We start from the raw sequence: 25,318 nt of genomic DNA, 5'->3' as shown, positions 1-25,318 counted from the left end.
AGTTGGAACAAACGTGCCGCTACCGACAGTTAAATTGCTGCAACCCAGCCCGACAACTCGCGCCGCGCGAGGGCTTCGAGCATCGCCATGCCCGGTTCGCGGGCGTTGAGGCAGGGGAGGACGGCGAGGCGCTCGCCGCCCGCTTCCTCGAAAACCTCGCGGCCGCGGATCGCCAGTTCCTCCAGCGTTTCCACGCAATCGGCCGAGAAGCCGGGGGCCAGGATGGCGAGGCGCCGGGTGCCGGCCTTTGCCTCGGCCACAAGCACGGTCTCGGTGGCGGGTTCGAGCCATTTGGCGCGGCCGAAGCGGGACTGGAAGCTGGTCTCGACGCGCAGGTCCGGCAGGCGCAGGGCCAGCCGCTCGGTCAGCAGGCGCGAGGTCTTGCGGCAGTGGCAATGGTAGGGATCGCCGAGGTGCAGTGTGCGCTCGGGCATGCCGTGGTAGGAGAGCAGCAGCACTTCCGGCGTGAAATCGAGCGCGGACACATGCGCGACGACGTCTTCCTCCAGCGCGGCGATATAGGCCGAATCGTCGTGGTAGGGCGGCAGCGTGCGCAGCGCGGGCTGCCAGCGCATGGCGCGCAGGGCGTCGCCCAGCTTGTCCATCACCGAGGCGGTCGTCGCCCCCGAATACTGCGGGTAGAGCGGGGCGACGAGGATACGATCGATCCCTGCATCCTTCATCGCCTGCAGGCGCAAGGGGAGTGAGGGATTGCCGTAGCGCATCGCCCAATCCACGGTGACCGTATTGCCCAGCCGCTCCTGAAGCGCGCGGGCCTGCGCGGCGGTAATGGCGGCGAGCGGCGAACCCTCGGGCGTCCAGACCTGGCTGTAGGCATGGGCGGACTTCGCCGGACGGGTGCGCAGGATGATGCCGTGGAGGATCGGCTTCCACGCGATCGCCGGGATCTCCACCACGCGTGGGTCGGAGAGGAATTCGGCAAGGTAGCGGCGCACCGCATCGGGCGTGGGCGCATCGGGCGTGCCGAGGTTGACGAGAAGGACGCCGACGCCTCCGGTCGCGACGGACGGGTGTTCTGGCGGGAGCTCAGGCGGTTTCATACGTCCTCGGCAAAGAAGGGGAGGCGGCGCAGGCGCAGGCCCGTCGCCGAGAAAAGTGCGTTGGCGACGGCCGGGGCGACGGCGGCGACGCCCAGCTCGCCCGGATCGGCGGGGTCTTCCTTGCTCTCGATGAAGTCCACCTCGATCGCGGGGCAGTCGGCCAGCGTCGGCAGGCCCATCGCGGCGAGGCTCTCGCTGTCCGGCCGCCCGCCTGCATAACGCACCGCGCAGCCGAGCGCGAGGCCGAGGCCGAAGACCAGCCCGCCCTCGATCTGCTGGCGGGCGATGTCGAGATTGACGATGCGGCCCACGTCGGCGACGGCGCTCAGGCGGTCGACCCGCACGCCTTCGGCCTCGCGCCGGGCGCTGGCGATGACGGCGATGCGGCCGTTTCCTATCACGTGGCAGGCAAGCCCCTGCCCGCTGGCATCCGAGCCGCCGCCCCATTGCGCCAGCGCCGCGACGCGCTGGAGGCAGGCGGCGAGGCGCGGGTCGTGGCCCAGCATCGCCATGCGGTAGGACAAGGGCTCGCGCCCCGCCTTGTGGGCAAGTTCGTCGACGAAGCTCTCGTTGAAGAAGGCGGTCCAGCCGTGGGCATTGCCGCGCATCCGGGCAGTGGGCAGGCCGACGCGCACGGGGACATGGTCGATCGCGAGGTTGGGAATGGCGTAAGGCGGCACCGCGCCTTCGAGCGCCATCGGATCGGCATCGAGCGCGACTGCTTCGAGGGCTTCGTAAGGCGCCTCGCCGCCCAGCAGGCGGCGGCCGAACTCGCGCGCGGTCGCGGGTACGGTGATGCGCGCGCGCCAGCCGGCGATCTGGCCGTCGGTATCGGGACGCGCGGCCATCACCGCCGAGACCGGCGCACGGGGCAGGCCGGCGCGGAATTCCTCACGCCGGGACCATGTGAGCTGGACGGGCTTGCCCACCTCCCTGGCGATCAGCGCGGCCTCCACGGCATGGCCGAATTCAAGGCGGCGGTCGAAGCTGCCGCCGATCGCGACGGGGTAGAGCACGACGTCGCGCACCGCCATGCCGAGTGCCGCCGCGACAGCCTCGCGCGTGGCTTGCGGGGCCTGCGTGCCGACCCAGAGTTCCAGCTTGCCGTCGTGGAGCCACGCAGTCGCGGCGGCGGTTTCGATGGTGACGTGGATTGCGGGAGAGACTTCGTAGCCGAGTTGGATCGGCAGGCGGTCCTTCACGAGCGCCATGTCGCCCGCCGAATAGATGCGGTGCGCGTCGGCATTGTGAAGCGCCTCGTCCATCGCGGTGTCGACGGCGTCGGATTCGGCCCCGGCAGCGACGCGGAAACCCGGTTCCATGCGGGTCAGCGCCTGCTCGGCGGCCCAGCCGTCGGTGGCGACGGCGGCGACCCATGCGGCGTCTCCTTCCGGGCTGCGGACGGTGCGCAGGAAGCCGAGCATGTCCTTCGCCGCGCTCTCGTCGAGGTCGGAGAGGAAGATCTTCCTGCCGATCGGGCCATGGCGGATCGCGGCGAAGACCATGTCGGGCAGGCGCACGTCGCCTGCGAAAGTCCACGAGCCATCGACCTTGGAAGGCAGGTCGAGACGCGGATAGCTGAGGCGCGCGCCGGGCGGGAATTCGCCCGGACGCTCGGCCATGGCTTCAGGGCGCAGCGGCGGGGTCGAGGGCGGGGAAAAGCGGGCAGCCTCGGAGGCCAGCGGGCCGAAAGGCAGCTTCTTGTTTTCGTGCGTGACGAAGCCGTTCGCGACCTCGCACTCCTCCCAGGCGACGCTCCAGCGGGCGGCGGCGGCCTGCGCCAGCATCGCGCGGGCAGAGGCGGCGGCGGCGCGGGCTCCGGCCTCGTAGGCGGCGATCTCGGTGCCGTCGGCGGTGACGTCGAAGACGTGGCTCTCGGCCCAGCGGCGGGTCAGGAGGTCGTCCGGTTCATCCGCCAGCGAGGGTAGCAGCGGCATCCAGAGCGGAGCCCACTTCGCCGCCAGCGCGAGGTTGGCGTAAAGGGCACTCACGGGGGCTGGCTCGGCGGCGACCTGCCGCCAGTCCGCGCCGAGTTCATGCGCGACGATCTGCGGAATGAGCGTGGTGACGCCCTGCCCCATCTCCACTTGCGGGACCGAAACGGTGACGACACCGTCCGTACCGATCCTGATCCACGCATCGAAGGCGAACTCCCCCTCGCGCGGCTGCAGCGGCAGCGGATAGCTGCGCGGGCGCAGCATGTAGCCGAGCGCGAGCCCGCCGCCTGCCAGCGCTCCGATGAGCACGTTACGGCGGCTCACCGCCATCAGGGGTTGGCGTCCAGCCAGGCCGCGACTTGCGCGGCGAGCCCGGTGAAGGCTTCGGCTTGCGGGCCGGTCCCGGCCGCGGTGGGCGTGCCCGCATCAGCCTCGCGCCGGATTGCGATGTCGAGGGGGATGCGGCCGAGGAAGGGCACGTCCATCTCCTTCGCGGAGGCTTCCGCGCCGCCGCAGCCGAAGGGATCGCTGACTTCGCCGCAGTGGGGGCAGGCATAGCCCGCCATGTTCTCGACCACGCCGACGACGGGGACGCCGCCTTTGGTGAACAGCTCGACCGCGCGGGTCGCGTCGATCAGCGCCAGGTCCTGCGGGGTGGAGACGATCACCGCGCCTGCGGGCTTGCAGCGCTGGAGCATGGTGAGCTGCACGTCGCCGGTGCCGGGCGGCAGGTCGACGATGAGCACTTCGGCGCCTTCCCAGTGCCCCTCGACCAGCTGGAGCAGCGCGCCGGAGATCTTCGGCCCGCGCCAGGCGATCGCCTGCCCGGCATTGGAGAGGTGCGCCATCGACAGCGCCGGGACGCCCCACCGGCTCTCGACGGGAACCAGCCTGCCTTCGTGCGCCGTGGCGCGCTGGCCCTCAGTGCCGAGCAGACGCGCCTGCGAGGGACCGTAGATGTCCGCATCGACGAGGCCAACACGCCGTCCCATCCGGGCCAGCGCCACCGCGAGATTGGCCGAAAGCGTGGATTTGCCGACGCCGCCCTTGCCCGATCCGACCGCGATGATGCGTGGTCCCTTGGGTGGTGCGGGCTCGGTTTTATCCGCCATCATCGCCACGCGCACTTCGGCGACTTTGCCGCCAAGCGCATCGCGCACATGCGCTTCCAGTCCTGCCCGCGCCGCCGCATCGAGGCCGGTCGCATCGAGAACCAGCGTCGCGCGGCCGTCCGCCGCGCGCAGCGACTGGACACGCGCTGCGGCCTCGGGCCGAAGCAGCGCCTTGAGATCGTCGCTTTCGGTTCCTGCCCCAAGACCTTCGGCGCTGCTCACTCGTCGTCTCCAGTAGATTGCCGGTTCGTTTCCGGCGTGTCCGTCATGGCCGAGGGATACCCCGGCGCTCGCCGCTCAGGTGGCGTACGCGGGGAAAAAGGGCAAGAGAGGCACTGTTATTTGCCCGAGGGGTTCTTATAGATAGCCTCATGACAGCTATCGGTGGTGCAGACACGCCTGGCGGCGTGCCGGGGGACGGAACGGGAATTTCCCAGATGACGGGACGCAACAGCCCGTGGGGCGGCGGCGGCAATGACGGCGGCGGTAGCGGAGACGGCGACGGGTCCGACGGCGCAGACGCATCCGGCAGCCAGCCCGACGAGCCGCAGTCCGAAACCCCCGAGCGCAAAGGCCCCCGCAATCCCTGGCTCCCCAGCGGAGAGGGCACCCCGCCCCGCCGCTCGGCCAGCATCGAGGACATCTTTCGGCGCGGCGACCAGCGGCGCCCCGGTGGCGGAGGCGGCGGCCCGCGCGGCCCCGGCGGCTTCCCCAACCTGCCGCGCCGTCCGGACGGCAAGTCGTGGCTGCCGCTCGGCATCGGCGCCGCCGTGCTGGTGGTGCTCGGTTTCTCCAGCGTCCACATGCTCGGCCCCAAGGAACAGGGCGTGGTCACCACGCTCGGCCAGTATTCGCGCACCGTCGATTCGGGCGTGAGCCTGACCCTCCCTTGGCCGATCGAGCAGGTGAAGGTCGTCGATGTCAGCTCGTTCCAGGTCGTGGCCGTGCCCGACAACGAGAACGAGAAGCTGATGCTCACCAGCGACAAGAGCCTGGTCGATCTCAGCTACCTCGTGCGCTGGAACATCAAGGGCCTGAAGGACTACACCTTCCGCCTCGCCGACCCGGACGGCACCGTACAGGAAGTGGCCGAGGCCGCGATGCGCGCCTCGATCGCGCAAGTCTCGCTGGGCCAGGCTCTGTCCGGTGCAGGCCGTGCGCAAGTCGAGCAGGACGTGGGCGAGCGCATGCAGCGCATCCTCGACTTCTACCGCTCGGGCATCGCCATCCAGGGCGTCGAGATCAAGAAGGCCGACCCGCCCGCCAAGACCAAGGGCGCGTTCGACAACGTCAACGTCGCCCAGCAGGAAGCCGAGCGCGACCGTTCCGAGGCGCGCGCCTGGGCGCAGCAGGTAATCGCCCGCGCCCAGGGCGATGCCAGCTCGTTCGACAAGGTCTACGAGGAATACAGGCTCGCCCCCGAAGTGACCAAGCGCCGCATGTACTACGAAACGATGGAACGCGTCCTGCGCGACAATGACACGGTGGTCGGCGAAAAGGGCGTGAACACCGTCCTGCCGCTGCCCGAGATGCAGCGCCGTGCCGCACCCGCTCCCGACACCTCGGTCAGCGTACCGACCAGCACGGGAGGTCAGTGATGAACCTGTGGCATGACTACAAGGCCGCGTGGATCGCGGCGGGCGCCGTCGTCGTCGGATTGATGATGAGCACCATCGTCGTTCCCGAGGACGAGCAGGCGGTCGTCGTCCAGACCGGCCGCCCGGTGCGGGTCTACAACCCCTATATCGCCAACGCGGCCTACGGGCAGACCGGCGCGGGCGTGCACTGGCGCATCCCGCTGGTCGAGCAGGTGATCCGCATCGACAAGCGCCTGCTTTCGGTCGACATGCAGCAACAGCAGGTGCTCTCCACCGACCAGCAGCGGCTGAACGTGGACGCCTATGCCCGCTACCGCATCGTCGATCCGATCAAGATGGTCCGCTCCGCCGGCACCAGCGAGCGGGTGACGCAGCAGCTCGAACCGATCCTCTCCTCGGTCGTGCGCCAGGAACTGGGCAAGCGCACCTTCCAGTCGCTGCTCACCGCCGAACGCGGCGCGGCGATGGAGAACATCCGCAAGCTGCTCGACCGCGAGGCCGCCGAATACGGCGCACAGGTCGTCGACGTGCGGATCAAGCGCGCCGACCTGCCCGAGGGCGCGCTCGCCGCTGCCTTCGTGCGCATGGAAGCGGGCCGCCAGGAAGAGGCGAAGACGATCGCCGCGCAGGGCCAGCGCGACGCGCAGATCATCCGCGCCGAGGCCGAGGCCCAGGCCGCGAAGATCTACGCCGACAGCTTCGGCAAGGACGCGCAGTTCTACGACTTCTACCGCGCGATGCAGAGCTACGCGGTGTCGTTCGGCAAGGGCGCGCCCGGCAGCCCGAACGGCGCCAAGACCATTCTGCTCTCGCCGGACAATGCCTATCTGAATCATTTCAGGGAGCCGTGAGCGGTTTCGGCCGTTGCCCATCGGGAGTTGGCGGCCGGAACTTCGTAAAAGTGGCGGATTTCCGCATCATTCAAATCCGGTTAAGCTCGCGGGGCGTGAAACCGCTTCGGGGTTACCAGTCGGATCTTGGCGCAAGCCGCCGAAACGGAGGAATCAAAGGACGTGAAGCCAGTGCGATATGCCTATGGACTGACCACAGCGCTCCTCATCGGAGGCGCTACCGCATCGCTCGTCACCGGCTACCCCGCAGGTGCCCAGGTGGCCCAGAACGAGGCCAGCGAAATTTCGAAGGTGGTGCCGCGTGCCGGTGCCCCCGCCAGCTTCGCGGATCTCACCGCGCAGTTGCAGCCCGCCGTCGTCAATATCTCGACCCGCCAGAAGGTGCAGGTCGCGGGCGGCGGCGCCAACCCCTTCGCGGGCACTCCGTTCGAAGGGCTGTTCGGCGGACAGGGTGGCGGTAACGGCGCGCCCCAGACGCGTGAGGCCCAGTCGCTCGGCTCGGGCTTCATCATCTCGGCGGACGGCTATGTCGTGACCAACAATCACGTCATCACCGCCGAGGGCAAGGGACAGGTCGAATCGATCACCGTCACCATGCCCGACGGCGCCGAGTATCCCGCTAAGCTGATCGGCAAGGACGCCGCATCCGACCTTGCGGTGCTCAAGATCGACGCGGGCAAGAGCCTGCCGTTCGTCAAGTTCGGTGACAGCCGCAAGGCGCGCGTGGGCGACTGGATCATCGCCATCGGCAACCCGTTCGGCCTCGGCGGCACGGTGACCTCGGGCATCGTCTCGGCCGTCTACCGCTCCACCCAGAGCGGCGGCGCCTATGACCGCTACCTGCAGACCGACGCGGCGATCAACCGGGGCAACTCGGGCGGTCCGATGTTCGACATGAACGGGCAGGTGATCGGCATCAACAACGCGATCTTCTCGCCCACGGGCGGCAGCGTCGGCATCGGCTTCGCCATTCCCGCGGAGATCGCGGCCCCGCTCGTCCAGAAGCTCATCAAGGGCGAGGCGATCGAGCGCGGCTATCTTGGCGTGCGCATCCAGCCGGTGACCGAGGACATCGCCGATTCGCTGGGCATCGCCCACAACAAGGGCGAGTTCATCCAGATGGTCGAGCCTGACGGCCCGGCGGCCAAGTCCGGCATGCAGGCGGGCGACGTCGTCGTCACGGTCGACGGCAAGGAAGTCACCAAGGATCAGACGCTGTCCTACATCGTCGCCAACACCAAGCCGGGCGCACGCATCCCGGTCGAAGTGATCCGCGGCGGCAAGCGCCAGACCCTGACCGCCACGGTCGCCAAGCGCCCGAGCGAGGACGAGCTTTCGCAGTCCTTCACGCCCGATGGCGACGAAGACGGCGATGCGTTCAACAATCCGCCCCAGAAGCAGGAAAAGGGCGTGATCGAGAACTCGCTGGGCCTGACCGTGACCCCGCTGACGGCCACCATCGCCCGCCAGCTCGGCGCGGCCGACGGCACCAAGGGCGTGGTCATCGTGGCGGTCGATCCGAACTCGGACGCGGGCCAGAAGGGCTTCCAGCGCGGCTTCATCATCCTGCAGGCCAACGGCCGTCCGGTGACGACCGCAGCGGACCTGACCGCCGCGATCAACGCCGCCAAGGCGGAAGGCCGCTCGGCCCTCCTCCTGCGCGTCCAGCCGCGCGGCCAGCAGGCGACTTTCGTGCCGGTGCGCCTGCGCTGACACGACGCGCCGAGGCGTAAAAGGAAAAGGCCCGCCGGAGCGATCCGGCGGGCCTTTTCGTGTGTGGGAGATGGGCCAACGTCATCCCAGCGAAGGCTGGGACCGCCGGCCGCGTAAAACCCAATCACCGGCAGGGCGCCCTAACGATAGTTGGCAGTAATGGGCGAGCGGTCCCAGCCTTCGCTGGGATGACGCGGTTTGGTTTGAAACGACGCGGCGATCAGGGCTGCGTTGTACCGGGTATCCGCGTCGGCGTCGGACGCGGCGTCGGCATCACGCGCGGGACCGGCGTGGGACGCGCGCCCGGATAGGCCCCGGTGCCCTGCCCCGGACGCAGGCCCGGATCTTCCCGCTCGCGCCCGGTGGCGCGGTCGAGGAAGTCGTTGCCCGCAGCGGGCGGTGCAACCGGCGCACCCTGCGGCCCGTAGTCCGGCGGAACCACGCCGCCGTTCGGCGCCTGCCCGTTCGGAACCCCGCCATAAGGCGGCTGGTCTGGCGTGGCGCCGTCAGGGTGGACGAGGTTGCCGTTCTCGTCGGTGTAGTAATAGTCGTCAGGATTGCCCTGCATCTGCTCGTCATCGGGCTCCAGCTGCCATTCGGGCAGCTTGAGTTCGGTGTCGAACTGCTCGACCGGGCGCTTGGCGACGGCGACCTTCATGTAGTCCGAGAATGCCCGCGCCGGAGCATGACCGCCGGAGAGCCCCGCGACCCGCTTGGCGTCGTCGCGACCCATCCATACGCCGGTCGTAATGCCGCTGGAGAAGCCGAGGAACCAGCCGTCCTTGTTCGAGCTGGTGGTGCCGGTCTTGCCCGCTACCGGACGCCCGATCTGCGCGGCGCGGCCCGTGCCGATCGCCACGGCGGTCTGCAGCAGGTCGGTAATGCCAGCCGCCACGTAATGCGGCACCAGCACCTGGCCCTGCACCGACTTGTGCTCGTAGAGCAGCTCGCCCGAGGTCGTGGTGACCTTGGTGATGCCGTAGGGCTCCACCGAAGTACCGCCCGCCGACACCGCCGCGAAAGCGCGTGTCATGTCGATCACGCGCACTTCGGAAGTCCCCAGTACCATCGCCGGCTTGGTGTTGATATTGGTGGTGATGCCGAAGCGCTTGGCCATGCTGGCGACGGTGCCGAAGCCGACCTCGTTGCCCAGCTGCGCGGCGACGGTGTTCTTGGAATAGGCGAAGGCGGTGCGCACATCGATCTGGCCGGCGAAGTTGCGGCCGTCGTTCTGCGGGCTCCAGCCCTGGATCGTCACCGGCTCGTCCACGACGCGATCGTCGGGGGTGTAGCCCGCCTCAAGCGCGGCAAGGTAGACGAACAGCTTCCACGACGAACCCGGCTGGCGCAGCGCCGAAGTGGCGCGGTTGTAGTTCGAGTTCACGTAATCCGTGCCCCCGACCATCGCCAGCACCGCGCCATCCTTGTCGAGACTGACGAGCGCGCCCTGCGCCCCCTTGGGCACGTTGGCGTCGATCGACTTGGTCGCCGCGTCCTGCATCGCCGGGTCGAGCGTGGTCCACACCTCGATCGGCTCGTTGTTCTCAGGCAGCAACATGTCGAGCTGCGGCAGCGCCCAGTCGGTGAAATAGCGGACCGAGTTCTGGCCCTTCTCCTTCGCGACCTGCACGTCCGAGAAATCGACGCTGTCCGCCTCCGCCTGCGAGATCACGCCTTCGCGCGCCATCAGGCCGAGCACGACCTTGCCGCGCCCCTTGGCGGCCTCGACGTCCGCGGTGGGCGAGTAGTTCGACGGGGCCTTCACCAGCCCGGCGATGATCGCCGATTCGGCGGTCGAGAGTTCGGTGGCCGGGTGGCCGAAGAACTTGCGGCTCGCCGCGTCGATGCCATAGGCGCCGCCGCCGAAGTAGACCTTGTTGAGGTACAGTTCGAGGATCTGGTCCTTGGTGAACTTCCTCTCGAGCGCCAGCGCCAGCACCATCTCTCGCGCCTTGCGATTCCACGATCGGGTGTTGGTGAGGAAGATGTTGCGCGCCAGCTGCTGCGTCAGCGTCGAGGTCGCCTTGGCGCGGCTGTCGGTGGTGATCGACATGTAGACTGCGCGGGCCAGACCGATCGCATCGACGCCGGGATGCTCGCGGAAGCGGCGATCCTCGACCGAGACGATGGCATCACGCATGATCGCGGGGATCTCGTCATAGGGCATCCACTTGCCGTAGCTCGGCCCGAGCGAGACGAGTTCGCGCCCGTCGCGCGCGCGCACGACGATCATCTGGCCGTTTTGGCTGCTCTTCAGCGCCGAATAGTCGGGCAGTTCGCGCATCGTGAAGAACACGGCGGTGCCCAGGAAGATCGCGCCGAGCAGCGCCAGCGCGCCGCCCCATATGAACACGCCGCGCAGGATGCGGCGCCAGAGCGGCTTCTTGTCGGAAGAAGAGGAAGCTGCGCGCGAGGCACGGCTGCCCCCGGAGCTTTTGGGGCCGGAATTCTTGGCCATGGGTAGGATGCAAACCCCAATAAGGACGGATGTGTCGGGTCGCTCCTACACTTTGCATGGCGATTTGTAACCCGAGGTGAACACGGGTGCGGGGGAAAGGCAGCGGATGGCCGGCCCACCCCGTCCGGCTAAGCCCTGCGGGCCAAGCCTCCCGGCCCTCCCGCAAGCGGGAGGGCGATCCGTGTTTTCTCCCCTCCCACTTGCGGGAGGGGCCGGGGGTGGGCCTTCCTTCTTACTTCGGCTCGAAGTCCAGCGAGGCGCTGTTGATGCAGTACCGCAGCCCCGTCGGCGCCGGGCCATCGGGGAACACGTGGCCGAGGTGTCCATCACACTTCGCACAAGTCACTTCCGTACGGACCATCCCGTGCGAGGTATCGCGGTGCTCGTCGATCGCGGCTTCGTCCACCGGCGCGGTATAGCTCGGCCAGCCGCACCCCGAATTGAACTTGTCATCGGATTCGAACAGCGGCGCGCCGCAGCCCGCGCAGGTATAGAGCCCTTCCTGCTTGTTGCCGTCGTATTTGCCGGTGAAGGCTCGCTCGGTGCCTGCCTGACGCAGCACATAGTACTGCTCTGGGCTGAGGCGCTCGCGCCATTCTTCATCGGTGAGGTGCATCTTGTCGGTCATCGGGGAGGCTCTCCTTTGGCGCGGATATGGGGCGGAACGAGGCCAAATTCCAGTGAGTCCGTCGTCCCGGACCTGATCCGGGACGACGACCAATCAGTACGGGGCGCCGTCCTTGTGGAAGTAGCCCTCGCCGTCGAACTTCATGTCGATGTCCGAATAGGCGCCGCCGCCGTTCGGATCGCCTGCGCTGATGGCGATGAAGGTGCAGTCGGCCTCGCTCTCGTTCACGAGGTGGTGCCCGTCGCGCACGCCTTTCGCCCAGGCGCAGACGTCGCCCGCGCGCAGCAGCGTGCGCCCGCCGTCTTCCACCAAGACCGCCTCGCCCGAGAGCATGACCAGCAGTTCGTCCTCGTCGTCGTGCCAGTGGCGCTGGCTGGACCAGGCGCCCGGCTTCAGCACCACATGGCTCGCGCCCATCTGCGTCAGTCCGCCGGCAGGAGCGAGGCGCCGCCACCAGCGGCCCTCCACCGCCGCGTCGAAAGGCGCCGGATAGCCGGTGCGGTTGGCCTGCGGGATGGCCTCGATGTCGAGCCGGGGCATGGACGGTCTCCTATGGTCATGGTGCGCCTATTATGCGATGGCGCTGCCCCTATGTCCCAGACCGCCCCTCTCGCCGCAACTGTCGCCGATCTCGCCGAGGCGCTGATCGCCTGCCCCAGCGTCACCCCGGCCACCGGCATGGTGTTCGACTGCCTGGAGAACCAGCTGGCACCGCTCGGCTTCGAGATCACCCGCTTCATCGCGGGAGAAGCGCCGGACGGCCCGGTCGAGAACCTCTTCGCGATTCGCCGCGGCCCCGAGGCTTCGCGCCACTTCGCCTTCGCCGGCCACCTCGACGTGGTGCCGCCGGGCGAAGGCTGGACCAGCGCGCCGTTCCTGCCCGAGAGGCGCGGTCTCGAGGGGCAGGAACTGCTTTACGGACGCGGCGCGGTGGACATGAAGGGCTCGATCGCGGCCATGGTCGCGGCCGTCACGCATATCCCGCCTGAAACCGGCACTGTCAGCTTCATCATCACCGGCGACGAGGAAGGCCCGGCGCGCTTCGGCACCCTCGCCCTCATCGACCTGATGCGCGAAAAGGGCGAGATTCCCGACCTTTGCCTCGTCGGCGAGCCGACCTCGGTGAACCGCCTCGGCGACATGATGAAGGTCGGCCGTCGCGGTTCCGTCAACATCTGGCTGGAAGTCGAGGGCGTGCAGGGCCACGTCGCCTACCCGCACCTCGCCGACAATCCGATCACCAAGCTGGTGGCGATGCTCGCCGAACTCGACGCCATCGTGCTCGACGAGGGCACCGACTGGTTCCAGGCGAGCAACCTCGAAGTCACCGACGTTTCCTGCGGCAACCCGGCCACCAACGTGATCCCGGCGAAGGCTTCGGCGCGCATCTCGATCCGTTTCAACGACCTGCACACCGGCGAGGGCCTTGCCGCGCGCGTCGCCGAGATCGCGCAGCGGCACGGCGGCACCGCCCGCCCCGTGATCTCGGGCGAGGCGTTCCTGACGCAGCCCGGCGCGTTCTCTGCCATGCTGGCCGAAGCGATCCGCGCCGAGACCGGGGTAGAGCCCGAACTCTCGACCAGCGGCGGCACTTCGGACGCGCGGTTCCTCAAGGATCTCTCGCCGGTGATCGAGTTCGGCCTGTGCAACGCGACGATGCACAAGCGCGACGAAGCCGTGGCCGTGGCGGACCTCGACGCTCTCGCCCGCATCTACGAGCGGGTGACGCTGGCAGCTCTGAGGGGCTGACCCGGAATTAGTTTCGAGGGCAAGCGGGCCGAAACGCAAGGCCCTGCGTCTTGCAACCGGGTGAAACCTCGCCCCCGTCATTGACCGCACCGGCCACACTGATAGGCTCCGGCGCTTTCACGACGCCACCATTAACAAGGGGTTCGCAATGGGCAGGCGCCTGACGCTCTACATTCTCATCGGCATGGTCCTCGGCATCGCCGCGGGCTACATGCTCCACGCGAGCCTTCCGGCGGACGATCCGCACCTCAAGCAGTGGGCCGATTATTTCCGGCTGCTGCCCGACGTGTTCCTCAAGCTGATCAAGATGATCCTCGCGCCGCTGGTCTTCGCGACGATCGTGACCGGCATCGCGGGCATGGGCGACAGCGCCGCGCTCGGCCGCATCGGCGGCAAGGCGCTGGGCTGGTTCATCACCGCCAGCCTCGTCTCGCTGAGCCTCGGCCTGATCCTCGTCAACCTGTTCCAGCCCGGCGTCGGCGTCGGCCTCGAAAGCAGCGCCGACGTGGGCGACCTCGAGATGGGCGAGCTGACGCTGCGCCACTTCATCCTCGAGATCTTCCCGGCCAGCCCATTGGCGGCGATGGCCGAGAACAACATCCTGCAGATCCTGGTCTTCTCGGTCTTCGTCGGCGTCGGCCTCACCGCCATCGGCGAGCGCGGCGCGCCGATCGTGCGCGCCACCGAAGCGCTGTCCGAACTGATGCTGCAGATCACCGGCTACGTCATGCGCTTTGCGCCCTTCGCGGTGTTCGGCGCGATCGCCGCCGTCATCGGCACGCAGGGCCTCGGCATCATCGTGACCTACGGTGTGCTGGTCAGCGAGTTCTACCTTGCGATGGCTCTCCTGTGGGTGCTGCTGTTCTGCGCGGGCGGCCTGTTCCTGGGCAAGCGCGTGGTCACGCTGTTCCGCTACATTCGCGAGCCGCTGCTGCTCTCGTTCTCGACCGCATCGTCGGAGGCGAGCCTGCCCAAGCTGTTCGAGCAGCTCGACCGCTTCGGCGTGCCGCGCCGCATTTCGGGCTTCATCCTGCCGCTGGGCTACAGCTTCAACCTCGACGGCTCGATGATCTACATGACCTTCGCGTCGATGTTCATCGCGCAGGCTTACGGTATCCATGTGCCGGTGATGACGCAGATCCTGATGCTGCTGACGCTGATGGTCAGTTCCAAGGGCATCGCCGGGGTGCCGCGCGCCAGCCTCGTGGTGATCGCCGCGACGTTGACGCAGTTCGGCCTGCCGGTCGAAGGCATCGCGCTGCTGCTGGGCGTGGACACTTTCCTCGACATGGGCCGCTCGGCCACCAACGTGGTGGGCAATGCCGTGGCGACGGCGGTGATCACCCGCTCGGAAGGCATGCTGCAGCCGCTGATGGACCCCGATGCGGAAGTGCTGCACTCACCTTCGCACACCGCCGCCGACGGGCGGCGCGGGCTCAACATCGACCCCGAGCAGTACGAGGGGTAATAAGCACCCTTCGTCATTGCGAGCGTAGCGAAGCAATCCAAGGCGGTTTCATGCTGCCCTGGATTGCTTCGCTACGCTCGCAATGACGAATCAGCGGGCCAGCTTCACCGGCACGAACGGTCCCATGCCGCAGCCACCCATGCGCTGCCACTGGTTGCCGATCTGCTGCAGCGGATAGATGATGTCCTGTCGGCACAGCTGCGAGAGCGACGTTTCATACGTAAACGTGCCCGCCGATTTTAGCCCGCTGCACCGGTTGGGCAGCGTCACCCGCCAGACTTGCCCGCCCGCACCGCCGATGAAGTCGATCGTGTGATCGTCGCGAATGCGGGTGGTATTGAAACGCGTCACCGACAGGCAATCGACGGCGGCCCCGGTCGTCTCGGCGGCAGGCTCGGGCGGCGGCGTCTCACCCGGACCTTCCTGCGAACAGGCGGCGAGGGCAACGGTGGCAAGCAGCAGGGCAACGGGAGTTCTCATCGGCTCATCCTCTCGCTGGGCGAACGTCCGGCAAGCCCCATTGGCTCCCCGAAACCCGCCTTCGTCAAGAGGACGTAGGCCTCAGGCCGCAGCCTTCCTCGCACCCCGGTCGAGCACCTTGTCCTTGAAGGCGCACAAGTCCACCTCAGGGCATCGCCAGCACTCGGGCGTGCGCGCCTTGCAGATGTAGCGGCCGTGAAGGATCAGCCAGTGATGCGCGCCAACCCGGAACGGCTGCGGCACCTTCTTCTCGAGCTGCTTCTCCACCGCCAGCGGCGTCTTGCCCTTGGCGAGCCCCGTGCGGTTGCCGACGCGGAAGATGTGGGTGTCGACCGCGAAGGTCTCGGCCCCGAAGGCGCAGTTCATCACCACGTTGGCGGTCTTGCGGCCGACGCCGGGCAGCTCGACCATGGCATCGCGGTCCGCCGGAACCTCGCCGCCATGCCGGTCCACCAGGATCTGCGAGAGGGCGATGACGTTCTTGGCCTTGGTGTTGAACAGGCCGATCGTCTTGATGTGCTGCTTCAGCCCCTCTTCGCCGAGGTCCACCATCTGCTGCGGCGTCTTCACGTACTCGAACAGCGCGCGCGTCGCCTTGTTGACGCCCACGTCGGTCGCCTGCGCCGAGAGCGTGACGGCGACGAGCAACTGGTAGGTATTGCCGAATTCCAGCTCGGTCTCGGGCGAGGGATTGGCCTCCGCCAGACGGCGGAAGAACTCGAAGACGTCCGCCTTCTTCAAAGGCCCAGCACCTGCGGCATCGTGTAGCGGCCCGGCCCCTGCGCCAGCAGCCACTGCGCCGCCTTCACCGCGCCCTTGGCGAAGATGCCCCGGTTCTCGGCGAGGTGCGAGAGCGAAAGACGCTCGTTGTCGGCGAGGAAATGAACGGTGTGGTCGCCCGCGACGGTGCCGCCGCGCAGGGCCGCGAAACCGATGGTGCCCGCCTCGCGCTTGCCGGTGATGCCGTCGCGGCCACGTACCGCGCTGTTCGCCAGCCCGACGCCGCGTCCGTCGGCGGCTGCCTCACCCAGAAGCAGCGCGGTGCCGGAGGGAGCGTCCACCTTCATGCGGTGATGCGTCTCGACGATCTCTATGTCCCAGTCCTCTCCCAGCCGCGACGCCGCCTCGCGCACCAGATGCGCGAGCAGCGTGACGCCGAGCGAGGTGTTGCCGGTCTGCAGGACGGGAATGTGCTCGGCCGCCGAATCGATCAGCCAGTGGTGGCGCTCCTCCAGCCCGGTGGTGCCGATGACGATCGGCAGCTTGGCGGCGATGGCGGCATCGAGGTTGCCTTCGAGCGCCGAAGGGCTGGAGAAATCGATCAGAATGTCGGCATTGGCTGCGACGGCCGAGGTGTCACCGCCCTTGTCGACGCCGCCCGCCAGATCCTCGCCCGCATCGGCAATGGCGGCCGCGATCGCCTGGCCCATGCGCCCCTGGCTGCCGATGATTCCGATTCGTGCCACGCTGCTGTCTCCGTCCGGGCGTAAAGTCCTGTCACGGCCGCATGGCGCAAACGCGCCGGTTCGACAAGCGCCGCGCGCACGCTAAGGTGAGCCATGAGCAGCATCCGCAACATCGTCATTCTCACCGGCGCGGGCGTTTCGGCCGAGAGCGGCATCGACACCTTCCGCGACGGCGGCGGTCTCTGGGAGCAGCACCGCGTCGAGGACGTCGCCACGCCCGAGGCCTTCGCGCGCGACCCCGACCTCGTCCTGCGCTTCTACGACATGCGCCGCGAAGCGATCCAGACCAAGCAGCCCAACGCTGCCCACCGCGCGCTGGCAAAGCTAGACGCGGAATGGGAAGGCGACCTGCTGATCGTCACTCAGAACGTGGATGACCTGCACGAACGCGCCGGAGCGAAACGCGTGCTCCATATGCACGGCGAGCACCTGAACGCCTGGTGCATGGCCTGCGACGAACGCCCGCGCTGGATCGGCCCGCTGATCGACCGTCCCGCCTGCCCCGAATGCGGAGAAGCGGCGCTGCGGCCGGACATCGTATGGTTCGGGGAAATGCCCTATCGCATGGACGAGATCTTCGCGGCGCTGGAGCAGGCGGACCTGTTCGTCTCGATCGGGACGTCCGGCGCGGTCTATCCGGCGGCGGGCTTCGTGCGCAATGCACGGGAACTCGGCGTGGAGACGCTGGAACTCAACCTCGAACCCTCGCAGGGGACCGCATGGTTCGACGAGGCGCGGCATGGACCGGCAAGCGAACTGGTGCCTGCGTGGGTGGAGGAGGTTCTGGCGTCGTCCCGGACCTGATCCGGGACCGCTGGCCGTGAACCGCCCGGCTAACGGCGAGGCATTTTGTCGATGGCTCTCGCCTAAAGACGCCCAGCGGTCCCGGATCAAGTCCGGGACGACGAATACCTCAGTGGTTACACCCCCGGCACGCGGGGTCCTTGGCGATCCTGAGCGGCCGCATCGACGGCGCCAGTCCGTCGATCAGATGCAAGGTCCCGAACTGCGGCTCGCCCAGCGCCGTGTGTCCCGCCAGCAGCACCCGCATCGCGTGCATCGACGCGAACGTGCCGACCATGCCGACCATCGCCCCGAGCACGCCGTCGGCGGCGCAGGTATCGCAGTCCACCGCGTCGAAGGCATCGCCCACGAAACAACGGTAGCAGGCGTGCCCCGGCAAGTGACCGGCGAAGTTCGCGACCTGCCCCTGGAACCGCCCGATCGCCGCCGTCGTCAGCGGAATGCCCAGTTTTACGCACGTATCTGACACGAGGAGCCGAGTCGCGAAGTTGTCACAGCCGTCCAGTACGAGGTCCGCGCCGGAAAGGACGTCACGCGTGTTGTCATCCCCCAGCCGCGCAACGACGGGATCGACCTTCAGGCCAAGATCAAAACGCCGCACCCATTCGGCCGCCGCTTCCGCCTTGGGCCTGCCGATATCCGATGGCGTATAAATCGTCTGGCGCTGCAAGTTGCTGACGTCGACCACGTCATCATCGACCAGCGTGAGACGGCCTATGCCGGCTGCGGCGAGATACTGCAGGACAGGACTGCCAATCCCGCCGCAGCCGACCAGCACCACATGCGCCTCGCTCAGCGCGACCTGTCCGGCCCCGCCGACTTCGGGCAGGACGATATGCCGCGCGAAGCGGCCGAGACGATCGGCGGTGAGCGTCATTTCGCCTGTTCGTCTCCGGGCGCTTCAGGCACGGCCGCTTCCACAAGCCGCTCCTTCACGAACCCGTGCATGCCGAACCACCACTGCACCGCGATGACGCCGCCCTTGGCGGGCTGGAGCATGCCGATCATCATCGCAATGGCCAGCGGCACTAGGATCGCGAACATCGCCATCGGCCCCAGGTCGTAGTCCACCGAAAGCGCTATGATCAGCGGCGCCATCAGGTGGCCGGTGACGATCATGGAGATGTATGCCGGAAAGTCGTCCGCACGCTGCGGCGTCAGGTCCATGGTGCAGACCGGGCAACGCTCGCGCGGCTTGAGCCACTTGTAAAACAGACTGCCCTCGCCGCAACGCGGGCAACGGCTGCGAAGGCCGCGAAGCAGGGCCTGCGAGAACGTGGCGGGAATCATGTCCAAGCGCCTACATCATACGGGCAGGCCGGTGAAGCAGATTGCGCTGGCGGCAAAAGGGTCAGGGCCTGAGCACCTGGACGCGGTTGCGCCCGCCATGCTTCGCCGCATAGAGCGCCGCGTCCGCATGCTTCGTGGCATCTTCCAGCAGCGCGAAGTCCCGCACCGACGCCAGCCCGCAGGAGAACGTCACGGCGCGGTCCTCGACGCCCAGATTGGTATCGAGCGCGACCGTCGCCCGCAGCCTCTCCATGACGAGGCGCGCCTCGTCGAGCGTGGTGTCGGGCAGGAGCACGGCGAATTCCTCGCCGCCCCAGCGCGCGGCGACATCGCTGCGGCGCACGTGGTCCTCGATGCGGCGGGCCAGCGCCTTGAGCACGAGGTCGCCGACATCGTGGCCGCACTCGTCGTTGATGCGCTTGAAATGATCGATGTCGATCAGCGCCAGCACTGCATTGGAGCGCCCGCGCAGTATCTGCTTGGCCGAATCGAGGAACCCGCGGCGGTTGCGGATTCCGGTCAGCGGATCACGCTCGGCCGCATCGACAAGGCGCTCGATGCGCGCCGCGTTTTCATGCGCAGCAGTCGTCACGCCGCGCAGCAGGCGGCCGACGAGGTCGTCGGCGCCTTGCGGGATCGCCGCGATCCGCTCGCCCATCTGGATCGACTGGAGCATCGTCGTCGCCTGCGCGATCGGGGCGAGCAGCGCATGAATTGCCGCAAGCCCCAGGCCCGTGCCCACCAGCGTGGCGACGAGGAGCGTGAGCAGGGTATCGAGTTGCCAATGCCCGGTCGTCGCCTGCAGCACGATGCAGGCGATGAGAGGCACGTGAACGGCGCCGAAGCATACGAAAAGAATCCGCCGCTCATAACTGCGGGGGAACAGGAAAGTCGTGGCCTGGTAGAAGCGCATGGGGGGAATGCCTCTTCTGCTGAAGCTAAGAATGAAACGCGATTGCGCCGCCTCCCGCTTACGGAGCCGAATCTTATGCAAACGTTAAATTACGTGATGAAACGGGCGGTTAACCTTTGACGGCGCCCAAACGAAAAGGCCGAGGAACACGTCCTCGGCCCCTGTGGACAAATGCGCGGACAAGTCCGTGCAAAAGGCGTTCATATCCCGGCATGGCGCCGGGACAAGCCTCAGCTTTCGAGCTGGCGCAGCAGCGAGCGTACGTCGCCGTCCATGTCGGCATCGCGCGTGCGCAATTCCTCGATCAGGCGCACCGCATGGATCACCGTCGAGTGATCGCGGCCACCGAACTTGCGGCCGATCTCCGGATAGGAACGCGGCGTCAGCACCTTGGCGAGGTACATCGCCACCTGACGTGGGCGCACGACGGCGCGCGCGCGGCGCTTGCTGCTCATCTCGGTGCGGTCGATGCGGTAAAACTGGCAGACCGTGCGCTGGATCTCGTCGATGGTGATCCGGCGACGGTTGGCCGAGAGGATGTCGGTCAGCTGCTCTTCGGCGAGCTGGAGCGAAACCGCCTGCCCGGTCAGCTGCGCATAAGCGATCAGCTTGTTGAGGCCGCCGACCAGTTCACGCACGTTGCGGTTGATGGTGCGCGCCAGGAACTCGATGACGTCGGCAGGCACTTCGACCGAGGCGAAACGGCCGAGACGATTCTCGAGGATCGAGCGGCGCAGTTCGATGTCGGCGGGCTGGATGTCGGCGACGAGGCCCATCGACAGGCGCGAGAGCAGGCGCGGCTCGACGCCGTCGAGCGCCTGGGGCGCACGGTCGGCGGCGAAGACCAGACGCTTGCCTTCCTGCAGCAGCGCATCGATCGTGTAGAGCAGTTCTTCCTGCGCCGATGCCTTGCCGATGATGAACTGGATGTCGTCGACCAGCAGCAGGTCGAAGCCGCGCAGGCGCGACTTGAATTCGATCATCTGGTTCTGGCGCAGCGCCTGCACGAACTCGACCATGAAACGCTCGGCCGAGCAGTAGAAGATTCGCGCGTGGGGGTGCGCTGCAAGATAGGCGTGACCGATCGCGTGCAGAAGGTGCGTCTTGCCCTGACCCGTAGCGGCCTTGAGGTAGAGCGGCGAGAACTGCGGCTGCTCGGTAGCGGCCATGCGCTGCGCGGCGTTGCAGGCCAGCACGTTGGAGGTGCCGGTGACGAAGCTGGTGAAGGTCTGCGAGGCATCGATGCCTGCAGGACCCTGGCCGAGCGAGGCGAACGATTCGCCTGCAAGCGCAACCGACAGCGGGTCCGCGACGCCGGCAGCCGAATCGTTGGCCGGGGCGCTGGCGGGACGGCCACCACCGCCACCCAGACGCAGTTCGGGCAGCTGGCGACGGCCGGGATGCACGAGGATGCGCACGTGACGCACGTCGGGCCGCGCGATCTTCCATGCCAGCGACAGGCGATCGGCAAAGCGGTCGTTGACCCAGTTCGCCGAGAACTCCGTCGGCAGATACAGATCGAGCGTACCGGTTTCCTTGCACCAGTTGCCCGGCTGGATCGGCTTGATCCACTGGCTGTGTGCCTGATGCCCAAGATCCTTGCGCAGGCCCTGGCTGATGTCCGCCCAGTCCGCCGCCAGGTTTACGGCTTCCTGATCCTCTTCCATCGCCACTCGCACCGCCTTCGACTTCCTATTCAAGTTCGTACCTTCGACCATCGCGGTCACTGGGGGATTCACCGAGGGGTGTCCTGCTGATGTATTCGACATCGTTTCGAACCCCCTTGTTCGCGTGTGTTGGCGTGATCCCGCCGGTGACGCGAAACAGAGCGACCAGCGCATCCAAAGTAAAAACTTCCCCTCACCGCGAACGCTTGTCCGCGGCGGTTGTTCCACTGTGAATCGCTGTATCCCCGGCCCGTTCCGCAACGGCCGGGGACCCTTTTAGGAACCGGTTTGCAGCGCAGGCAAGACGGCGATCCCCAAATAAAAAAAATTATGAAGGTTGACTCACGTGGGAGTGCCCAAAATCCGTAGCCAAACTGTAATACGCTTAAAAATCAGCGCGTTGCGCATTGCAGCACTCCGAATCGCAGTGTTTCCGGGGCTTTGCTTTGCCCCATGCTGCGATGCCGCAAAAACGAGAACGGAGCCGAGGTCAGGCGACCCCGGCTCCGTTCTTGTTTCGTCCTGAGACAGGTAGCTAGCAACCTATCCTAGTCGGCGAATCACCCTCTCGAATCGGAGAGGGTGGCTCGAATCAGAGAGCGGCGACGCGCTTCGTCAGACGCGACATCTTGCGCGCTGCGGTGTTCTTGTGGAGCACGCCGCGTGCAACGCCGCGAGCCAGCTCGGGCTGCGCTTCCTTGAGGGCGGCAACAGCCGCGTCCTTGTCGCCACCGGCCAGGGCGCCTTCGACCTTCTTCAGGAAGGTGCGGATGCGGCTCACGCGGTTGGTGTTGATCTCTGCACGGCGATCGTTGCGACGGATGCGCTTGCGAGCTTGCGGCGTATTGGCCATCGATATTCCTCTGTCTGGGCGGCCAACACGGTGAGCGGCCCCAATTGCCTAACGAATCTATTCGGCGAACGGACTCGCCGGAAAGCGCGCCCCTTACAGTTCGGGCGGGGTTCCGTCAAGCCGAGGCGGCGGCGCGAAACCGCCTATTTCTGGCGTTCGTGGCCGCAAGCGGCCACGCTCAGACGCCGCGCGGCCATAGTACATTCCGGTGCGGCGCTACCGCTGGCAGCGCCGGCACCAGAAGGTGCTCCGCCCGCCCTGCACGAAGCGCAGGACCGGTGCGCCGCAACCGCAAGGATCGCCCTCACGCCCATAGACCTGCCACGATGCCGCGAAGTAGCCGAGTTCGCCGTTCGGCTGCGCGTAGTCCTTGATGGTCGAGCCCCCCGCCGCGATCGATTCGCCCAGCACCTGCTTGATCGCGGGCACCAGCCGGGCCAGCGCGGGCAGGCTGACGCGCCCCGCCTCCTTGTCCGGCCGTATCCCGGCGCGGAACAGCGCCTCGCACACGTAGATGTTGCCGAGCCCCGCCACGATGGTCTGGTCGAGCAGCATCTGCTTGATCGGCGCGATCCGCCCCGCAAAAGCCGCGCGCAGATGTGCCGGCGTCAGGCCGTCGCCCAGCGGCTCCGGCCCGAGCGAAGCGAACGCCCCCCAGACGTCGAGCGTCGCGGTCGGGGCGAGATCGACCGAACCGAACCGCCGCGCGTCGTTGAGCGCCAATACGTGACCGGAGCCCGTCTCCAGCACGAGATGATCGTGCTTGTCGGGCGTCTCCGGCTCGATCCGCCAGCGACCGGACATGCCGAGGTGGAACACCATGGTCTGTTCGCGGTCGGTATGGATCAGCCCGTACTTTGCCCGGCGTCCCATGCCAGTGACCCGCGCGCCAGTGAGCACCTGCACCAGATCGGGCGGGAACGGGCGGCGCAAGTCCGCACGGTTCAGCGTGACGCGGGCGATCCGCTCACCGTCGAGGAAGCGCTCGAGCCCGCGCACGGTGGTTTCGACTTCAGGAAGTTCAGGCATCGGAGGGTAGATAGGGTGTGGCGTTCAACTCGCCAATCCCACCCCCCTCGTCATTGCGAGCGCAGCGAAGCAATCCAGGGCAGTATAATGCCACCCTGGATTGCTTCGCTGCGCTCGCAATGACGAACGTCGGAGCAGGCGCTCAGAGAATATGCCCGGTCCGGTCGCGCTTGGTTTCGAGATAGCGCGCGTTGTGCGGGTTGGGCGGCAACTGGTGCGGCACCCGCTCCACTACCTCGACGCCGACGCCTTTCAGCGCCGCGACCTTGGCCGGGTTGTTGGTCATCAGCCGGATCGCCCGTACCCCCAGCAGGTCCAGCATCCGCGCCGCCACCGGGAAATCGCGCGCCTCGGTCGGCAGGCCGAGGCGGTTGTTGGCGTCCACCGTGTCGTAGCCCGCATCCTGCAGCGCATAGGCACGCAGCTTGTTGACGAGGCCGATGCCGCGCCCCTCCTGCCGCAAGTACAGCAGCACGCCCCAGCCCCCCTCTCCGGCCTCCGCCGACATTGCCCGCAGCGCTGCGTTCAGCTGCGGCCCGCAGTCGCACTTGAGGCTGCCGAGAATGTCGCCGGTCAGGCATTCGGAATGGAGGCGCACCAGCGGCGGCCGGTCGCCGTCCTGCGTACCGATGACGAGCGCGACGTGCTCACGCAAGTCGTCGAGCGCGCGGAACGCGACGATCTCGGCATTCTCCGCCGCCTCGACGGGCAGCTTCGCGCGCGAGGCTATCGCGAGGTGCGCGGTGTCTTTCCACGCGGCGAGGTCGGCACTGGAAACGTCCTGCGCCTCGCCATCCTGATTCGGCGCGACGAGGAAGGCGGGCAGGATACCGGCAAGCCGCGCCAGTTCCATCGCGGTGCGCGCCGCATCGCCATCCTCGATATGCTCGGCCGCGAAGGGACCTTTCATCGGATAGGCGAGGTCGAGCGCGGGATCGGCCACCGCGCGCGCGGTGTCGAGGTCGAAGGGCTCGGCGGCGCGAATCAGCACCGGCGCTTCGGGCACGGCGGCCTCGCGCTGGTTGGCGAGCTTCAGCGTCGCCGCGCGGGCGGCCGAAATCAGCATGCGCGGGGCGGTGACGCCGGGCGCGAAGGCCGTCTCGGCGGGAAGCAGCACCACGCCGGCCACCCGCACCGGCCAGCCATGGCGCAGCGCGTCGAGCGCCAGCGCCACGCGGCGCGTCGAGGCGGCCTCCTCGCTCAGAGTTCGAACTCGGTGACGAGCGGGATGTGGTCGCTCGGCTGGTCCCAGCGGCGCGTTTCCTCGACGAAGTGGTGCCCGCGCGCCTGCGGGGCGAGGTCCGGCGAGGCCCACATGTGATCGAGGCGGCGGCCCTGGTCCTTCTGGCGCCAGTAGCTGCGGTAGGACCACCAGGAATAGTTGCGTTCCGGCGCCGGGATGAAGCGGCGGCCGAGATCGTCGAAGCCCGCCGCGTCCTGCAGGCGCTTGAGGGTTTCCACTTCAAGCGGGGTATGGCTGACGACCTTGAGCAGCGCCTTGTGATCGTAGACGTCCGATTCGAGCGGGGCGATGTTGAAGTCGCCGACGATCAGGGTCGGGCGGTCGATCTTGTCGGCCCAGCGGGTCATGCGTTCGAGGAAGTCGAGCTTCTGGCCGAACTTGGGGTTCACCTCGCGGTCGGCGACGTCGCCTCCTGCCGGGATGTAGACGTTCTCCAGCACCATGCCCTGCCCGGGGCCGAGCAGTTCGACGCCGATGTGCCGGGCCTCGCCGTTGTCCTGCCAGTCGTGCTTCGAGAAGTCGCGGAACGGCACTTTCGAGACAGTCGCGACGCCATGATAGCCCTTCTGGCCGTGGATGGCGCGGTGGGTGTAGCCGAGGCGCTCGAACATCTCGTGGGGGAACAGGGGCTCCGCCACCTTGATCTCCTGCAGGCACAGCACGTCGGGGGCCTGCTCGGTGAGGAAACGTTCGACCTGGTCGATGCGCAGGCGGACGGAGTTGATGTTCCAGGTGGCGATCTTCATGCGCGTGGCTTTAGGCATCGCCTGCGGGAATTGCCAGTCCCCGACCTCGCGTAAACCGAGGGTGCCCCTCCACCATCCTGCGGATGGCCCCCTCCCCGTTCCGGGGAGGATGCGTGTGCTTTTCTTGGGTCAGGATTGGCTCAGGCCGGAGCGAGAACGGTGCCGTTCGCAGCCCGGCATGGGCCAATCCTGACCCAAGAAAACAGAAAACCCTCGAGCCGGGGGCAGAGGCTCGAGGGTTCCTGTAAGCGT

General features: G+C 67.5%; 23 protein-coding genes. 6 read left to right on the top strand and 17 right to left on the bottom strand.

The features are described 5' to 3' along the window. Positions 1 to 29 precede the first annotated feature (29 nt). From hemH to PKE80_RS23010, 3 genes are read right to left on the bottom strand one after another with little or no spacing between them, the layout of a single operon-like run. Positions 30 to 1,061, bottom strand: coding sequence for a ferrochelatase (hemH, locus tag PKE80_RS23020; protein ID WP_271184533.1), 1,032 nt, complete (start codon positions 1,059 to 1,061; stop codon positions 30 to 32). Beyond that, positions 1,058 to 3,328, bottom strand: coding sequence for a xanthine dehydrogenase family protein molybdopterin-binding subunit (locus tag PKE80_RS23015; protein WP_271184532.1), 2,271 nt, complete (start codon positions 3,326 to 3,328; stop codon positions 1,058 to 1,060). The genes hemH and PKE80_RS23015 overlap by 4 nt, the downstream gene beginning before the upstream one ends. Further along, on the bottom strand, positions 3,328 to 4,332 hold the full coding sequence (locus PKE80_RS23010; protein WP_271184531.1) for an Mrp/NBP35 family ATP-binding protein: 1,005 nt from the start codon (positions 4,330 to 4,332) through the stop codon (positions 3,328 to 3,330). Before PKE80_RS23010 ends, PKE80_RS23015 begins: the two co-directional genes overlap by 1 nt. A 215-nt stretch (positions 4,333 to 4,547) precedes the next feature. Here PKE80_RS23010 and hflK point away from each other — a divergent pair, with 215 nt between their 5' ends. The 3 genes from hflK to PKE80_RS22995 all read left to right on the top strand — a co-directional run bounded on the left by hflK (position 4,548) and on the right by PKE80_RS22995 (position 8,272). Then, a complete protein-coding gene (gene hflK / locus PKE80_RS23005) occupies positions 4,548 to 5,708 on the top strand; it encodes a protease modulator HflK (protein ID WP_036526337.1) in 1,161 nt (386 codons plus the stop codon). Next, positions 5,705 to 6,559 carry a protease modulator HflC gene (hflC, locus tag PKE80_RS23000; RefSeq protein ID WP_271184530.1) on the top strand — a complete coding sequence of 285 codons (855 nt, stop codon included), beginning with the start codon at positions 5,705 to 5,707 and terminating at the stop codon, positions 6,557 to 6,559. Before hflK ends, hflC begins: the two co-directional genes overlap by 4 nt. Before the next feature lie 171 nt (positions 6,560 to 6,730). Beyond that, the gene (locus PKE80_RS22995) at positions 6,731 to 8,272 is read left to right on the top strand and encodes a Do family serine endopeptidase (protein ID WP_008829137.1); all 1,542 of its coding nucleotides are present in this window, start codon (positions 6,731 to 6,733) and stop codon (positions 8,270 to 8,272) included. A gap of 220 nt (positions 8,273 to 8,492) precedes the next feature. Here PKE80_RS22995 and PKE80_RS22990 read toward each other — a convergent pair whose 3' ends face one another. The 3 genes from PKE80_RS22990 to PKE80_RS22980 form a co-directional block, all read right to left on the bottom strand. Next, a complete protein-coding gene (locus PKE80_RS22990; RefSeq protein ID WP_271184529.1) occupies positions 8,493 to 10,730 on the bottom strand; it encodes a transglycosylase domain-containing protein in 2,238 nt (745 codons plus the stop codon). 232 nt (positions 10,731 to 10,962) lie between these two features. Then, positions 10,963 to 11,358 (bottom strand): peptide-methionine (R)-S-oxide reductase MsrB, encoded by a 396-nt coding sequence (gene msrB / locus PKE80_RS22985; RefSeq protein ID WP_271184528.1) that lies wholly within the window; start codon positions 11,356 to 11,358, stop codon positions 10,963 to 10,965. 93 nt (positions 11,359 to 11,451) lie between these two features. Next, the gene (locus PKE80_RS22980; protein ID WP_271184527.1) at positions 11,452 to 11,898 is read right to left on the bottom strand and encodes a cupin domain-containing protein; all 447 of its coding nucleotides are present in this window, start codon (positions 11,896 to 11,898) and stop codon (positions 11,452 to 11,454) included. Positions 11,899 to 11,949: 51 nt separating this feature from the next. Between PKE80_RS22980 and dapE the strand changes: the two genes are divergently transcribed. Continuing rightward, a complete protein-coding gene (gene dapE, locus PKE80_RS22975) occupies positions 11,950 to 13,107 on the top strand; it encodes a succinyl-diaminopimelate desuccinylase (RefSeq protein WP_271184526.1) in 1,158 nt (385 codons plus the stop codon). 148 nt (positions 13,108 to 13,255) lie between these two features. Beyond that, positions 13,256 to 14,575, top strand: coding sequence for a dicarboxylate/amino acid:cation symporter (locus tag PKE80_RS22970; RefSeq protein ID WP_271184525.1), 1,320 nt, complete (start codon positions 13,256 to 13,258; stop codon positions 14,573 to 14,575). A gap of 90 nt (positions 14,576 to 14,665) precedes the next feature. Here PKE80_RS22970 and PKE80_RS22965 read toward each other — a convergent pair whose 3' ends face one another. The 3 genes from PKE80_RS22965 to dapB form a co-directional block, all read right to left on the bottom strand. Continuing rightward, positions 14,666 to 15,055 carry a hypothetical protein gene (locus PKE80_RS22965; protein ID WP_271184524.1) on the bottom strand — a complete coding sequence of 130 codons (390 nt, stop codon included), beginning with the start codon at positions 15,053 to 15,055 and terminating at the stop codon, positions 14,666 to 14,668. Between the two features lie 81 nt (positions 15,056 to 15,136). Further along, entirely contained in the window at positions 15,137 to 15,796 is a 660-nt protein-coding gene (gene nth, locus PKE80_RS22960; RefSeq protein WP_271184523.1) for an endonuclease III, read from the bottom strand. Then, positions 15,793 to 16,521, bottom strand: coding sequence for a 4-hydroxy-tetrahydrodipicolinate reductase (gene dapB / locus PKE80_RS22955; protein ID WP_271184522.1), 729 nt, complete (start codon positions 16,519 to 16,521; stop codon positions 15,793 to 15,795). The genes nth and dapB overlap by 4 nt, the downstream gene beginning before the upstream one ends. A gap of 93 nt (positions 16,522 to 16,614) precedes the next feature. Between dapB and PKE80_RS22950 the strand changes: the two genes are divergently transcribed. Beyond that, positions 16,615 to 17,325, top strand: a complete 711-nt coding sequence (locus PKE80_RS22950; RefSeq protein ID WP_271184521.1) for an NAD-dependent deacylase — start codon at positions 16,615 to 16,617, stop codon at positions 17,323 to 17,325. Positions 17,326 to 17,434: 109 nt separating this feature from the next. Here PKE80_RS22950 and PKE80_RS22945 read toward each other — a convergent pair whose 3' ends face one another. The 8 genes from PKE80_RS22945 to xth all read right to left on the bottom strand — a co-directional run bounded on the left by PKE80_RS22945 (position 17,435) and on the right by xth (position 25,066). After that, positions 17,435 to 18,202: a HesA/MoeB/ThiF family protein gene (locus tag PKE80_RS22945; protein ID WP_271184520.1), complete on the bottom strand. Its 768-nt coding sequence runs from the start codon at positions 18,200 to 18,202 to the stop codon at positions 17,435 to 17,437. Continuing rightward, on the bottom strand, positions 18,199 to 18,615 hold the full coding sequence (locus PKE80_RS22940; RefSeq protein ID WP_008829126.1) for a DUF983 domain-containing protein: 417 nt from the start codon (positions 18,613 to 18,615) through the stop codon (positions 18,199 to 18,201). Before PKE80_RS22940 ends, PKE80_RS22945 begins: the two co-directional genes overlap by 4 nt. A gap of 61 nt (positions 18,616 to 18,676) precedes the next feature. Continuing rightward, positions 18,677 to 19,528 carry a GGDEF domain-containing protein gene (locus tag PKE80_RS22935; RefSeq protein WP_271184519.1) on the bottom strand — a complete coding sequence of 284 codons (852 nt, stop codon included), beginning with the start codon at positions 19,526 to 19,528 and terminating at the stop codon, positions 18,677 to 18,679. Positions 19,529 to 19,758: 230 nt separating this feature from the next. Then, positions 19,759 to 21,195 carry a chromosomal replication initiator protein DnaA gene (dnaA, locus tag PKE80_RS22930; RefSeq protein ID WP_008829124.1) on the bottom strand — a complete coding sequence of 479 codons (1,437 nt, stop codon included), beginning with the start codon at positions 21,193 to 21,195 and terminating at the stop codon, positions 19,759 to 19,761. A 592-nt stretch (positions 21,196 to 21,787) separates the two neighbouring features. After that, positions 21,788 to 22,048, bottom strand: coding sequence for a 30S ribosomal protein S20 (gene rpsT / locus PKE80_RS22925; RefSeq protein ID WP_008829123.1), 261 nt, complete (start codon positions 22,046 to 22,048; stop codon positions 21,788 to 21,790). 216 nt (positions 22,049 to 22,264) lie between these two features. Further along, positions 22,265 to 23,077 carry a bifunctional DNA-formamidopyrimidine glycosylase/DNA-(apurinic or apyrimidinic site) lyase gene (gene mutM, locus PKE80_RS22920; RefSeq protein WP_271184518.1) on the bottom strand — a complete coding sequence of 271 codons (813 nt, stop codon included), beginning with the start codon at positions 23,075 to 23,077 and terminating at the stop codon, positions 22,265 to 22,267. A gap of 142 nt (positions 23,078 to 23,219) precedes the next feature. After that, a complete protein-coding gene (ribA, locus tag PKE80_RS22915; protein WP_271184517.1) occupies positions 23,220 to 24,251 on the bottom strand; it encodes a GTP cyclohydrolase II in 1,032 nt (343 codons plus the stop codon). Between the two features lie 26 nt (positions 24,252 to 24,277). Continuing rightward, entirely contained in the window at positions 24,278 to 25,066 is a 789-nt protein-coding gene (gene xth, locus PKE80_RS22910) for an exodeoxyribonuclease III (RefSeq protein WP_271184516.1), read from the bottom strand. Positions 25,067 to 25,318 lie beyond the last annotated feature (252 nt).

It is taken from the genome of Novosphingobium resinovorum (genome assembly GCF_027922145.1).
In the GTDB taxonomy this organism is placed as follows: domain Bacteria; phylum Pseudomonadota; class Alphaproteobacteria; order Sphingomonadales; family Sphingomonadaceae; genus Novosphingobium; species Novosphingobium resinovorum.
Note: the sequence above shows the minus strand (reverse complement) of the source record. Positions and strands in the feature narration are given on the sequence as shown.